Annotated in this window: 16 protein-coding genes; 7 read left to right on the top strand and 9 right to left on the bottom strand. The window is 64.7% G+C overall.

Annotation, left to right across the window (positions count from 1 at the left end):
• Positions 1-3 precede the first annotated feature (3 nt).
• Positions 4-867 carry a 4-hydroxybenzoate octaprenyltransferase gene (ubiA, locus tag OKC29_RS20805; RefSeq protein WP_011704199.1) on the bottom strand — a complete coding sequence of 288 codons (864 nt, stop codon included), beginning with the start codon at positions 865-867 and terminating at the stop codon, positions 4-6.
• Positions 864-1400 carry a chorismate--pyruvate lyase family protein gene (locus tag OKC29_RS20800; protein WP_073348603.1) on the bottom strand — a complete coding sequence of 179 codons (537 nt, stop codon included), beginning with the start codon at positions 1398-1400 and terminating at the stop codon, positions 864-866. The genes ubiA and OKC29_RS20800 overlap by 4 nt, the downstream gene beginning before the upstream one ends.
• Positions 1401-1545: 145 nt before the next feature.
• On the opposite strand from OKC29_RS20800, the gene OKC29_RS20795 reads away from it, so the two are divergent.
• Both OKC29_RS20795 and OKC29_RS20790 read left to right on the top strand, forming a co-directional pair.
• Positions 1546-1980: a flagellar basal body-associated FliL family protein gene (locus OKC29_RS20795; protein ID WP_011704197.1), complete on the top strand. Its 435-nt coding sequence runs from the start codon at positions 1546-1548 to the stop codon at positions 1978-1980.
• 105 nt (positions 1981-2085) lie between these two features.
• Entirely contained in the window at positions 2086-2256 is a 171-nt protein-coding gene (locus tag OKC29_RS20790; RefSeq protein ID WP_162847503.1) for a hypothetical protein, read from the top strand.
• A 13-nt stretch (positions 2257-2269) separates the two neighbouring features.
• Here the strand turns inward: OKC29_RS20790 and OKC29_RS20785 are convergent, their stop codons facing one another.
• The 4 genes from OKC29_RS20785 to OKC29_RS20770 form a co-directional block, all read right to left on the bottom strand.
• Positions 2270-2611 carry a DUF2799 domain-containing protein gene (locus tag OKC29_RS20785; RefSeq protein ID WP_011704195.1) on the bottom strand — a complete coding sequence of 114 codons (342 nt, stop codon included), beginning with the start codon at positions 2609-2611 and terminating at the stop codon, positions 2270-2272.
• Positions 2612-2740: 129 nt separating this feature from the next.
• Positions 2741-2863 (bottom strand): hypothetical protein, encoded by a 123-nt coding sequence (locus OKC29_RS20780; protein ID WP_016349017.1) that lies wholly within the window; start codon positions 2861-2863, stop codon positions 2741-2743.
• Positions 2864-2937: 74 nt separating this feature from the next.
• Positions 2938-3918 (bottom strand): acrylyl-CoA reductase (NADPH), encoded by a 981-nt coding sequence (gene acuI / locus OKC29_RS20775; protein WP_044798849.1) that lies wholly within the window; start codon positions 3916-3918, stop codon positions 2938-2940.
• Positions 3919-3947: 29 nt separating this feature from the next.
• Positions 3948-4970 (bottom strand): LacI family DNA-binding transcriptional regulator, encoded by a 1023-nt coding sequence (locus OKC29_RS20770; protein WP_270669601.1) that lies wholly within the window; start codon positions 4968-4970, stop codon positions 3948-3950.
• 252 nt (positions 4971-5222) lie between these two features.
• Here OKC29_RS20770 and OKC29_RS20765 point away from each other — a divergent pair, with 252 nt between their 5' ends.
• Genes OKC29_RS20765 through OKC29_RS20755 form a run of 3 tightly spaced genes read left to right on the top strand, consistent with a single transcriptional unit; the run spans position 5223 to position 7303 of the window.
• A complete protein-coding gene (locus tag OKC29_RS20765) occupies positions 5223-5666 on the top strand; it encodes a PTS sugar transporter subunit IIA (RefSeq protein ID WP_005307534.1) in 444 nt (147 codons plus the stop codon).
• A 32-nt stretch (positions 5667-5698) separates the two neighbouring features.
• Positions 5699-5986: a PTS sugar transporter subunit IIB gene (locus OKC29_RS20760; protein ID WP_073348600.1), complete on the top strand. Its 288-nt coding sequence runs from the start codon at positions 5699-5701 to the stop codon at positions 5984-5986.
• A 60-nt stretch (positions 5987-6046) separates the two neighbouring features.
• Positions 6047-7303, top strand: a complete 1257-nt coding sequence (locus tag OKC29_RS20755) for a PTS ascorbate transporter subunit IIC (protein WP_011704190.1) — start codon at positions 6047-6049, stop codon at positions 7301-7303.
• A 69-nt stretch (positions 7304-7372) separates the two neighbouring features.
• Here the strand turns inward: OKC29_RS20755 and waaA are convergent, their stop codons facing one another.
• Together waaA and waaF are read right to left on the bottom strand one after the other, a co-directional pair.
• Positions 7373-8638: a lipid IV(A) 3-deoxy-D-manno-octulosonic acid transferase gene (gene waaA / locus OKC29_RS20750; RefSeq protein ID WP_073348599.1), complete on the bottom strand. Its 1266-nt coding sequence runs from the start codon at positions 8636-8638 to the stop codon at positions 7373-7375.
• A gap of 1 nt (position 8639) precedes the next feature.
• Positions 8640-9755: a lipopolysaccharide heptosyltransferase II gene (gene waaF / locus OKC29_RS20745; protein WP_016349010.1), complete on the bottom strand. Its 1116-nt coding sequence runs from the start codon at positions 9753-9755 to the stop codon at positions 8640-8642.
• Between the two features lie 241 nt (positions 9756-9996).
• Here waaF and OKC29_RS20740 point away from each other — a divergent pair, with 241 nt between their 5' ends.
• Positions 9997-10785 (top strand): glycosyltransferase family 2 protein, encoded by a 789-nt coding sequence (locus OKC29_RS20740; RefSeq protein WP_073348598.1) that lies wholly within the window; start codon positions 9997-9999, stop codon positions 10783-10785.
• A 68-nt stretch (positions 10786-10853) separates the two neighbouring features.
• On the opposite strand, the gene OKC29_RS20735 is transcribed toward OKC29_RS20740, so the two are convergent.
• Positions 10854-11897: a glycosyltransferase family 9 protein gene (locus tag OKC29_RS20735; RefSeq protein WP_039214867.1), complete on the bottom strand. Its 1044-nt coding sequence runs from the start codon at positions 11895-11897 to the stop codon at positions 10854-10856.
• A gap of 223 nt (positions 11898-12120) precedes the next feature.
• On the opposite strand from OKC29_RS20735, the gene coaD reads away from it, so the two are divergent.
• Complete coding sequence (gene coaD / locus OKC29_RS20730; RefSeq protein ID WP_011704185.1) at positions 12121-12603, top strand: pantetheine-phosphate adenylyltransferase; 483 nt, start codon at positions 12121-12123, stop codon at positions 12601-12603.
• Positions 12604-12645 lie beyond the last annotated feature (42 nt).

The following is a 12645-nucleotide window of genomic DNA, read 5'->3' as shown; positions in this document are numbered from 1 at the left end:
GGCTTACAGGTAGTTGATCACTACCCCGGCAAAGATCAGCGCCCCGACGTAGTTGTTGTTGAGAAACGCCTGGAAGCAGGCCTCCCGCTGCCGCTCGCGGATCAGCCGCTGCTGATAGACGAACAACGCCGCCGCCGCCAGCAACGACCAGTAGTAGCTGGAGCCCAGCTCGCTCAACTGCCCCACCAGCAGCAGGATCAGCAGGGTCAGCAACTGCAGCGCGCCGATGATCCGCTTGTCGTGGCGGCCAAACAGGATGGCGCTCGACTTGAGGCCGAGCTTGAGGTCGTCGTCCCGGTCCACCATGGCGTACTGGGTGTCGTAGGCGATGGTCCACAGCAGGTTGGCGAGAAACACCAGCCAGGCCACCGCCGGCAAGGCGTTGGCCTGGGCCGCATAGGCCATGGGAATCGACCAGGAGAAGGCCATGCCGAGCACCAGCTGGGGGATCGGGATGTAGCGCTTCATGAAGGGGTAGCAGACCGCCAGCAGCAGGGCCGCGAACGACAGGCCGATGGTGAGCGGGTTCATGGTCAGCACCAGGGCGAACGAGATGAGCGCCAGCACCGCAAACAGCGCCAGCACCTCCCGCGGCTTGACCTTGCCCATGGGCAGCGGCCGGCCGGCGGTGCGCTTCACGTGACCATCGAAGTTGCGATCCGCATAGTCGTTGATGACGCAACCGGCGGAGCGCATCAGAAACACCCCCACCACGAACACCAGCAGGGTCCAGAGATCCGGCAGCCCGTCAGCCGCCAGCCACAGTGCCCACAGGGTCGGCCACAGCAGCAGCAGGGTGCCGATGGGCTTGTCGATGCGGGCCAACTGCACGTAGGCCAGTCCCCGCTCCTTGGTTAACAGATTCACTCCAGCTCCTTGTTGCATGACAGAGAGGGCAAGAAGAGTTCATGGACCAGCAGTGGCCATTGCCCCAGAAACAGACGGGAACGACGTCCCCAGACGGTGCCGGCCGGACACCAGGGATTGCTCGCAATCTCGAAACAGGCCAGTTGTAGATTATCGCGCCGGGCAGGCTCGTCACCGAAGATACGTTCGCCCAGGGGTTGCTCACCCAGCTCGCGCAGACCGCTCTCTTGCAGGGCCGCTTCGGCAAACAGGGTCCAGCCCAGCACGGCCGGCCCATGATCGCCGTGCAGGATCACCTCGCGGCACAGCCCCATGGGCTGCTCGGCGACCACCAGCTGCTGCTCGTCGACGTCGAGGGCGACGCTGCGATTGCCAAACAGTTGTACCGAAAAGTGGCGATTGTGGCGACGCAGGCGCCGGGTCATGGAATCGGCCTCCAGCAACCAGGGCAGCAAGGCCTCGGGCGGCTCGCACTGCGCGGGCGTCTGCCAGGGCGCGAGCCGGGCAAGGGGAACAGTCAACTCGGACTTCACAGCTTCACCATCCGGAGATTTCCGTTATCAGGTTAAAATCCGGTTTATTATCCGTAAATCAATCGAGAATTGTAAGAACATCCGTGCTTGACGGCCCCGATGGCAGCATCAAAAATGGGGTATCTCTTGCTGATGAGCCATCCCTATGAAGCTATTCAAATTTCTGCTGGTGTTGTTGCTAAGCTGCGGTGCACTTCAGGCCTATGCCTCCGAAGGGGGGGAAGCCCCTGCAGAAGGGGAAGCTGCCGCCGCCAAGCCGGGTTTCTTCTATCACCTGCTGGATCCCGACATCATCACCAACTACCTGAGCGATGGCAAAACCCTCGGCTACGTCCGGGTGACGGTGGAGCTGATGGCCGAGAACGAGGCAGACCTCAAGCTGCTGGAGCAGCATGACCCCCTCATCCGTGACGCCATCATCCGGCTGATGGGCAGCAAGAGTGCCGACCAGATCAAGTCGCTGGTCAGCCGCGAAGACCTGCGCAAGGAGTGCCAGACCCGGGCCAATGAGCTGCTGGTGAAGGAAACCGGCAAGAAGGCGGTGCGCGAGCTGATCTTTACCAAGTTCCTCTATCAGTAATCTCCCGTCACCACGAGCGGGCCGCGAGATCATCCTGGCCCGCTCGCTGTTTTAGAAATGAAAATTGATTACACTAGGGCCCACCGAGTTGTCGAGGTAGTCGAGATGGGCAACAAGACCCTGTGTGAATGGCGTCGCAGCGAGATCCCGGCCGATCTCAAGACCCTGCGCAAAATCGTGCGCAAACCCAAGTTCGTCTGCGGCAAGTGTGCCCGCAGCGCCAACGACAAGAACTATCTGTGTCAGCCGCTGCGGTTGAAAGAGAAAGAAGCCTGAGCCACCCGCCCGGCTACTGATCGGTCCAGCCCTGGCGGCCCTGCTCGAACAGCCGGCGCGCCTGGACGTCATTGGGACAGACCCCGCGATACTCGCCACCGGAACGGCCCGCCAGATAGAGATGCTCCGGCCGGCAATACCAGGCCAGTCCCTTCTGATGCCCCTGTTTCCACAGCTCGGCATCCACCTTCTCACCGCACTGGGCCTGATGAAACTCGACCCGCTCGGCGGTAAAGCCCAGCTTGCCATCGGCCTCCCCCACCTCGCTCCACACCTTCTCGCACGGATCGTCCGAATGGGAGGCGCAGCCCCCGAGCAGAACGGCAAACACTATCACCGAGAGTCGCATAATCATCCTTGAGTGTCGTTTGGGCAGTTCATTCTAGCCAGAGCCGCAGCCCCCTCCAAGCACCTCTCCCCATTCCTGTGAGCCGCCCAAAAAAACAGGCGGGCCCGAGGCCCGCCTGTGTATTCAATGCGCGGATTACTGGTCGTCGAGAGGGTCATCATCCTGCCAGCTCTCGTCTTCCCATTCATCCAGCTCTTCTTCCCAGGATTCCGGCTCCCAATCGTCATCGAGATCGTAATCCGGCTTGTGTCCACCCATGCTCATTCTCCTTGGATAGTGCACCCGCACTCAAAGTCTATCCAGAAAAATGGGGCTCGCCAGTCAGGGCTGGATCAAAGTTTGACCAGGGTGCGCCCCGCGATTTGTCCTTGGGTGATGGCTTCGGCGGCCTCCGCCACCTGCTCCAGCCCGATCTCGGTGACCGCCTGCGCAAAGAAGCTGGCGGGCAGATCCCGCGCCAGTCGCTGCCACGCCAGTTGGCGGCGCGCCAGCGGGCACATCACCGAATCGACCCCCTGCAACCGCACGTTGCGCAGGATGAAGGGCATCACGCTGGTGGGCAGATCGAAGCCACCCGCCAGCCCGCAGGCCGCCACGGCGCCGCCGTAGTTCATCTGGGCCAGCAGCTTGGCCAGCACCTGACTGCCGACGGTATCGACCGCCCCGGCCCACAGTTGTTTCTCCAGCGGCTTGGCGGGCTCCAGCAGCTCGCTGCGCGGCACGATGCGGCTGGCGCCGAGCGCGGTCAGCAGCTCGCCCTGCGCCTCTGGGCGGCCGGTCAGGGCCGCCACCTGATAACCCAGCGCGGCCAGCAAGGCGACGGCGGTGGAGCCCACCCCGCCAGCGGCGCCGGTCACCAGGATCTCGCCGCTCTGCGGGGTCACCCCCGCCTCTTCCAGCGCCAGCACGCAGAGCATGGCGGTCAGACCGGCGGTGCCGATACACATGGCCTGCCGCTCATCCAGCCCGGCCGGCAGCGGCACCAGCCAGTCGGCCTTGACCCGTGCCTGTTCGGCCATGCCGCCCCAGTGCCCTTCCCCCACGCCCCAGCCAGTCAGCACCACCCGGTCGCCCGGTTGATAGCGGTCGTCGGCAGATTCCAGCACGGTACCGGCGAAGTCGATGCCGGGCACCAGCGGCCACTGGCGCACTATCTTGCCCTTGCCGGTGATGGCCAGCCCGTCCTTGTAGTTGAGGGAGCTGTAGCTCACCGCCACCCGCACCTCGCCGGCCGGCAGCTGGCTCTCGTCCAGCCGGGTCAGGGTCGGCACCGTCTTGCCGTCTTGGTTTTCCAGTAACAGAGCCTTGAACATGGTTGCCTCTTTGATGAGTGTGAAAGGGGTCAGCTGCTTTGCCGCTTCTGCAGCTGGAAATCGAGGGTCAGCGCCGAGCCCATGACGGGTTCACCGGCCAGCTGACGCAAGATGAGATCGGCGGCCTCCTGCCCCATCCGCTGATAGGGGATGCGGACCGAGGTGAGGGCCGGATAGCAGGCACGCGCCACGTCCAGATCGTCGAAACCGGCGATGGCGAGCTTGCCCGGCACGTTCAGATGGCGGCGCTGGCATTCGAACAACACCCCGGCCGCCAGCTCGTCGTTGACGCAGACCAGCGCATCCAGTTCGGGCCAGCGCAGCAGGAACTCCCCCAGCATGGCCGCCCCCGTGCTGAAGCTGGGCCGCTCCGAGGTGTTGATGATGGCGTCGGGGGAGAGGTAGTTGTCCAGCAGCGCCTTCTGCCAGCCCTGCATGCGCTGCTGCAGCATCCACTGCTCCTGGCGGGCACAGAGAAAGCCGATATTGCGGTAGCCGCGCTCGATCAGGTGGCGGGTCAGCTGGTAGCCGGCATCGAAGTTGGAGACCCCGACGTTCATGTCGATGGGGCTGCGCGCCATCGCCCCCACCTCCACCACCGGCAGGCGGGCTGCCTGCAGCCGCATGCGGATGGTCTCGCCGGGATCGCTGCCAAACAGCACCACGGCCGCCGGATTGTGCTGCAAAAAGCTGGTCAGCAGGCTCTCCTCCTGCTGTTTGAGGTGCTGGGCATCCCCCAGCATGATCTGGTAGCCCTCTCCCCGCAGCGTCTGCTGCAGCCCGGCGATCACCTCGCCGCAGCCACACTCGGTCAGGCTGGGCACGATCACCACTATGGTCTGGGAGGTGGCGAACGCCAGCGCCCCCGCCGCCCGATTGGGGATATAGCCGAGTTCGTCCACCGCCGCCTCGATGCGCTCGCGCATCTTGTCGGACACCAGCTCGGGGGTGCGCAGGGCGCGCGACACCGTCATGGCCCCCACGCCGGCCAGCTGGGCCACATCGTTGAGGGTCACCCGACCCGTGCTACGGCGTTTCTTCGCTTCTGACATCCTTTCCCTTCCTCGGCATACGGGTGCTCACTTTAAGGCAAAAGCGGGGCACTGACTATTTGCTCAAACCGGATTTTACCTCCTTTGAGCCAGAGAAGGGGCAAGATGAATCCCTTCCATGAGAGAAATGATAGCGCTATCACAGATCGATGTTAGCGCTATCTGGTAGCGCTAACTTTCGCGATCAGGCTCACAGTTATCAGCCGGCAAGATCGCTAGATTGGCGCCATCTTATCCAGCCCGGACATTGCCATGCTGACCCAATTGCTGACCGAGGAGGTCATTTCCATCGAAGCGGGCGCCCGCGACTGGCGTCACGCCATCGAGCTGGCCACCGCCCCCCTGCTGGCCAACGGCACCATCGAGCCCTCCTATGTGGCGGCGCTCTATCGCTCCCACGAAGAGCTCGGCCCCTACTACGTGCTGGGTCCGGGCCTGGCCATGCCCCACGCCCGCCCGGAAGACGGCGTCAACCGGCTGGGGCTGGCGCTGACCGTGCTGAAGGAGGGGGTCAACTTCGGCTCCGAGGGCAACGACCCGGTCCGGCTGCTGGTCACCCTGGCCGCCAGCGACAGCAACTCCCACGTGGAGACCATCGCCCAGCTGGCCGAGCTGTTCATGAATGAAGAAGACGTGGCGGCCATCATGGCAGCCACCAGCAAAGACGACATCCTGCGCATCCTGGCGCGTTATTGAGTGGCGCCCTGCGCCCGACAGAGGAAGAGAACATGAAGATTCTGGTTGTATGCGGACACGGCCTGGGCACCAGCCTGATGATGGAGATGAGCATCAAGAGCATTCTCAATGAGCTGGCCGTGACGGCCGAGGTGGATCACCGGGATCTCGCCTCCGCCGGCAGCGAGCGCGCCGAGATCTTTGTCGCCACCCGCGACATCGCCGAACAGCTGGTCAGCATGGGGGTCGACGGCCGGCTGGTATCGCTGGACAACATGGTCGACAAGGCCGCCATGAAAGAAAAACTCGCCATCGCCCTGCGCGAGCTGGGCGCACTCTAACCCCTTTGCAACTGTCTGGGCGGCCGGTGAGCCGCCGCTTCCATCTGCTTGGAGCTGACCATGGAATTTTTCAATTTTCTGATGTTTGACGTGCTGTCGGAGCCGGCCGTGCTGGTCGGCCTGATCGCCCTCATCGGCCTGATCGCCCAGAAGAAACCGGTGACCGAGTGCATCAAGGGCACGGTCAAGACCATCATGGGCTTCGTCATCCTGGGGGCCGGCGCCACCCTGGTGGTGAACTCGCTGGGCGACTTCGCCACCATCTTCCAGCATGCCTTCGGCATCAAGGGGGTGGTACCCAACAACGAGGCCATCGTCTCCATCGCCCAGCAGTCGTTCGGCAAGGAGATGGCGATGATCATGTTCTTCGCCATGCTGGTGAACATCCTGATCGCCCGCCTCACCCCGTGGAAATTCATCTTCCTGACCGGTCACCACACCCTGTTCATGTCGATGATGGTGGCGGCCATCCTCTCCGCCGGCGGCATGAGCGGCATTCCGCTCATCGCGGTGGGCAGCCTGGTGGTCGGCGTGACCATGGTGCTGTTCCCGGCCCTCGCCCACCCCTACATGAAGCAGATCACCGGCTCCGATGACGTGGCACTCGGCCACTTCTCCACCTGCTCCTACGTGCTGGCCGGCTGGATCGGCGCCAAGTTCGGCAACAAGGCCCACAGCAGCGAAGAGGTGCAGGTGCCCAAGAGCCTGCTGTTCCTGCGCGATACCCCGGTGGCCATCTCCTTCACCATGGGCATCATCTTCCTCATCACCTCCGCCTTCGCCGGCCCCGAGTTCGTCGCCAGCGTCGCCAAGGGCAAGCACTGGTTCATGTTCTCCCTGATGCAGTCCATCACCTTCGCCGCCGGGGTCTACGTGATCCTGCAGGGGGTGCGGATGGTCATCGCCGAAATCGTGCCGGCCTTCAAGGGGATCTCCGACAAGCTGGTGCCCAACGCCAAGCCGGCGCTGGACTGCCCCATCGTCTTCCCCTACGCCCCCAATGCGGTGCTGATCGGCTTCCTGTCGAGCTTTGCCGCCGGTCTGGTGGGCATGGTGCTGCTCTACCTGCTGGGGCTCACCGTCATCATTCCGGGCGTCGTGCCACACTTCTTCGTCGGCGCGGCGGCCGGGGTGTTCGGCAATGCCACCGGCGGCCGTCGCGGCGCCCTGCTGGGGGCCTTCGCCAACGGCCTGCTGATCACCTTCCTGCCGGTGTTCCTGCTGCCGGTGCTGGGGGATCTCGGCTTTGCCAACACCACCTTCAGCGATGCCGACTTCGGCGTGGTGGGGATCCTGCTTGGCCTGATCGTGCGCTAACCCTCAGCCCCAGCCAAAACAGAAACGGAGCGCCATGCGCTCCGTTTTTTTATGTCCGTCTGCCCGGCTTCAGTCGTTCTCCAGGCTGGCGAGGCAGTGGGAAAGGGTGCGTACCAGCGCCCCCTGATTGCGCAGCACCACGGCGCGGGCCTGCTCGCCCATCTCCCGGCGCCGGCTCTCGTCGGCCAGCAGCGCGCTCACCTGTTCCCCCAGCTCGGCGGCATCGGCCACCACGGCGGCGCCACCCTGGGCCACCAGCTGGCGGGTGATGTCGCTGAAGTTGAAGTAGGCGGGGCCGCTCAGGCAGGGTTTGCCGAGCGCAGCCGGCTCCAGCAGGTTGTGGCCGCCCACCTTGACCAGGCTGCCGCCGACGAAGGCCACGTCGGCCGCCGCCAGCATCAGCGGCAGCTCGCCCATGGTATCGCCCAAGTAAACCTTGTCGCGCTCGCCGACCACACTGCCCGCCGTGCGCCGCACGCAGCCGTAAGGGGCGCACAGCGCCGCCACCCGCTCGAACCGCTCCGGGTGACGCGGTACTAGGATCAGCAGGGCCGACGGCTGCGCCGCGAGCACCCGATCGAAGGCGGCCAGCACCTGCTCGTCCTCCCCCTGATGGGTGCTGGCGGCGATCCAGACCGGCCGATCCGCCCCCAGCAGTTGGCGCAGGGCACGGCCCTTGGCCTGCACCTGCTCATCGAGCTGGATATCGAACTTGATGGAGCCGGTCACCGCCAGCCGCTCGCGCCCCAGCCCCAACCGATGGAAGCGATCCGCGTCGTCCTGGTGCTGGCAGAGCAGGTGGGTCAGCGGCCGGCTGAGGGCATCAAACGCCCCCTGAAAATGGCCATAACGCCGGCAGGATCGCTCCGAGAGGCGGGCATTGATGATGGTCACCGGCAGGTGGCGCGCCTCGCAGGCGGCCAGCCAGTTCGGCCACAACTCGGTCTCCATCACCCAGAGCGCGCGCGGTTTGACGGCATTGAGAAACGCCGCCACCGCCCAGGGGTAGTCGAGCGGCGCGTAGCGGTGCTCCACCAGATCCCCCAGCCTGGCAGCCTGCTCGGCGCCGGTGCGGGTGGTGGTGGTGAGCAGGATCGGCAGATCGGGCCGCTCGACCTTGAGGGCGCGGATGAAAGGAGTGATGGCCAGCGTCTCCCCCACGCTCACCGCATGGATCCAGAGCGGCGCCTCCTGCCCGGTGGCGGGCGTTCGCCCCAGGTGCTCGGCCCAGCGCTTGCCAAAGCCGGGCTTGCCCTTCTTCGGCTTGTAGAGCGCCAGCAGCGCCAGCGGCAAGCCCAGATGGATCAGCAGGTTGTAGAGCAGCCGATAGCCCATGCTAGTGCGGCTCCCCGCGCTTGCCCGGCTCGGCGACGAAACGGGGCGGTTCACCGGGCGGCAGCGCCAGCGGCGGGGCCGGTGTCTCGCTGCACTCCAGCCGGCGGCCAGCCTCGATGACCTGCTCCGGCATCAGCTCGATCAGGCACTTGAGGTGGCCGAACTTGCAGGTGCGCTTGAAGCAGGGGCGGCACTCGATGTCGGTGTGGACAATCTCGACCCGGTCCGCCAGCGGCGGGGTGTAGAGCGGCGAGGTGGAGCCATAGACCCCGATCAGCGGCCGGTTAAGGGCGGCGGCGACGTGCATCAGGCCGGAGTCGTTGGCGATCACCCGCCCGGCCAGCGCCATCAGGTCGATCGCTTCGTACAGATTGGTCTTGCCCGCCAGCACGTGGCAGTTGGGGCGCGACAGCGGGTTGATCCGGTCGCGGATGGTGTTGGCCACCGCCGCGTCCTTGGCGGAGCCGAAGATCCACACCTGCCAGCCCTCGTCGAGGTGTTTTTGCGCCACCACGGCGTAGTGGCCCTCCGGCCAGCGCTTGGCCGGGCCGAACTCGGCCCCCGGGCAGAGCACCAGCACCGGGCGGGCGCGATCCAGTCCGAGCCGCTCCAGCGCCTTCTCCTGGTTGATGAGATCGACGTTGAGGGCCGGCTGGGGAATGGTCGGGATGTCGGCCCGGCTCTTCATCTGTGCCTTGGGATAGGCCAGCGCCAGGTAGGCCTCCACCATCAGCGGAAAGGCGGACTTGTTGCTGCGCATGTCGTTGAGCAGACCGAAGCGGTGCTCACCCTTCCAGCCGGTACGCACCGGGATGCGGGCAAACCAGGGGATCAGCGCCGACTTCATGGAGTTGGGCTGGATGATGGCCTGATCATACTTCTCGGCTGCCAGCTGCTTGCCGAGCCGGCGGCGGGCCCCCAGCTTGAAATCGCCGTGGCCAAGCGGCATCGGGATGGCTTTGTCCACCTCCGGCATCCGCTCCAGCAGGGCACCACACCAGGCGGGCGCCATCACGTGCAGCTCGCTGTCGGGGTGATTGGCCTTGATCGCCTTGTAGAGGCTCTGGGACATCACCATGTCGCCGACCCAGGAGGGGCCGATCACCAATATCTTCATCTCGCGCGTCTCTTGGGCCAAGCCCTGCGGTTAATCGTTGCTGGCCGAGATTATGCCCCAAGAATGGCCCGAGAAATAACAGAAGATCCCCGCACCACCCGCTCTCATGCCAAAAAGCATCCCATTTGAAACTGATGCAGCCCCGGCAGCCGGAACCATGCTCCGCCTGCCGTTTTAGGCTAGAATGGGCGCCAATTTGAGCATGGCCCGCCAGCCGGGCGCCAACAAGAGCCTTTAATCCGTGAACAAACCGACTCTGGCGGCTGTCCTTATCGTCAAGAATGAAGCCGAAAACCTGCGCCCCTGCCTCGCCTCCCTCGACGGGCTGGTCGACGAGATCGTCATCATGGACTCCGGCAGCCAGGACGAGACCCCGGCCATCGCCGCCGAATTCGGCGCCCGCTTCTTCGTCAACCCGGTGTGGCCGGGCTTCGGCCGCCAGCGCCGCCTCGCCCAGTCCCACGTGCAATCCGACTGGGTGCTGTGGCTGGATGCGGACGAGCGGCTCACCCCCGAGCTGAAAGCCGCCATCGCCGCCGTCATGGCCAACCCGGCCAGCGACACCATCTACTCGATCCCGCGCCTCTCCTGGGTGTTCGGCCGCTTCATCCGCCACAGCGGCTGGTATCCGGACCGGGTGCTGCGCCTCTATCCCAAGGCGCTCACCAGCTACAACGAGGTGCTGGTGCACGAGAAGGTGGAGGTGCGCGCCAACATGAAGATCGTCAACCTGCACGGCGACCTGCTCCACTTCACCTATCGGGATCTGGAGCACTACCTGGTCAAGTCCGCCGGCTATGCCCGCGCCTGGGCCGATCAGCGCACCGCCCGCGGCAAGAAGGGCTCCCTCAGCCATGGGCTGGTGCACGCGCTGGGCTGCTTCCTCAAGATGTACCTGCTCAAGGCTGGCTTCCTCGATGGCAAGCAGGGGCTCTTGCTGGCCATCCTGTCGGCCCACTCCACCTTCGTCAAATACGCCGACCTCTGGATCCGCCAGCAGCCGCAGGCGCCGGATCAGGCTGACCAGTAAGCCGCCAGCACTCCCCCAAATGAGACAGGGCCCTTCAAGGGCCCTGTCTGCATTCACACCATCTGGTATCAGTGTTCAGTGCGCCAGAACGGCGGCGCCCAGCGGGCGATCGCCGCCGCCATGGTCTTGGGATCGAGCTGGCTCATGTCTTCCGGGTGATCGCTGTCTTCCGGCGGGCTGAACGCCAGGTGGCGCCCCTCGCTGTTGAGCGGACGCCAGCGCAGCGGCGTCGCCGAACGATGCGCCGGGAAGAAGCCGATGGTGGGCACATCCAGCGCCGCGGCGATGTGCAGCGGCCCGGTGCTGCCCGCCACGAACAGGGCGGCATTGGCCATCACCTGGCAGAACTTGGGCAGCCCCTCGTCGGAGCGGTAGATCCAGCCGTTGCCGCCGTGGGCCAGCAGCTCGGCCGCCAGCTGTTCGGCGATCTTCTCCTCCCCCGGCCCCGCGGTCAGGATGCACTGCAGCTCGGGACAGGCCTGATTGAGCTTGATGATGAGGCGGGCGTACTGCTCGATGGAGAGGTTGTTGGCCGAGCCACCGCTGCCGGCATGCACCATCAGCCAGGGGCGACCGGCATCGAGCCGCAGGCGGGCGGCGACCTGCTCGCGCACCTGTTGCAGACTCTCGGCATCGAAGCTGAGGTAAGGGCCCTGCGGCTCCACCGCGCTCACCTGCTGGTCAGCGAGGAAACGGCGCACCAGATCCAGGTTGTATTCGTACTCCGGCTTCTGTGAACGGGAGCGGCGCTGGATCAGGCGCTGGTTGTAGAGCACCTGGGCCAGCTTGGTGGCCGGTGCCAACCGGTAGGGGATGTGCGCCTTCCACACCAGCATGGCGTTGCGGGAGTTGGAGAAGAGGCAGATGGAGGCATCGAAGGCGGCGGCCTTGATGCGCGCCTGCAAGGCGCGTTGCTGTTCCTTGTCGGCCCGTGAGCCCGGATCCAGGATGATCTCGTCAATCCAGGGGCAGAGGCGGGCCAACGGTGCCGTGTAGGCAGGAACCAGGGCAGTCACATGACACTCCATGGAGCGCTTGAGCATGGCAAAGCTCGGCCAGGCCAGCATGAAGTCACCAATCTTGTCATTGCGGACTACCAGAATACGTTTCATAAAAAATCCCTTTGCTCCCTGTCACCAATGCAAGGAGGCTTGATGCGCGGTGCGGGTATTCTTGCCTGATGTATCGCTATTCTCAAGCGAAGAGACCCGGTGACCCCGATTTGGATCGGCAAAGCCGGCATCGGGGCGCCAAAACTCGCCCCAAGGCGGTCGCGCCAATCCCCCAACAGACCCTATAATGCGACCAAATTTCCCGGTTGCAGGAATCAGCAGCATGACCAACAAGGTAATCTATCCCGGCACCTTCGATCCCGTCACCAATGGCCACACCGACCTCATCGGCCGGGCCGCCAAACTGTTTGATGAAGTGGTGGTCGGGGTGGCCAACAGCCCGAGCAAGCGGCCGCTGTTTGATCTGGACGAGCGGGTACAGCTGGCTCGCCAGGTGACCGCCCACCTGCCCAACGTCAAGGTGGTCGGTTTCTCCGGCCTGCTGGTGGATTTCGCCAGGGAGCAGCAGGCCAACGTGCTGATCCGCGGTCTGCGCGCCGTCTCCGACTTCGAGTACGAATTCCAGCTGGCCAATATGAACCGCCGCCTGATGCCGGAGCTGGAGAGCGTATTCCTTACCCCGGCCGAGGAGAACTCTTTCATCTCTTCCACCCTGGTGAAGGAGGTGGCCCTGCACGGCGGTGACATCCGCCAGTTCGTCGACCCCGCCGTGGCCGCCGCCATCAAGGCCAAACAGACCAAGTAACAACGAAACAGGCTACCCGAGGGTAGCCTGTTTGCTGCTGGG

The sequence above is a fragment of the Aeromonas sp. QDB34 genome (genome assembly GCF_027705405.1).
Classification (GTDB): Bacteria; Pseudomonadota; Gammaproteobacteria; order Enterobacterales; family Aeromonadaceae; genus Aeromonas; species Aeromonas hydrophila.
This window is presented reverse-complemented; position numbering and strand designations above follow the sequence as displayed.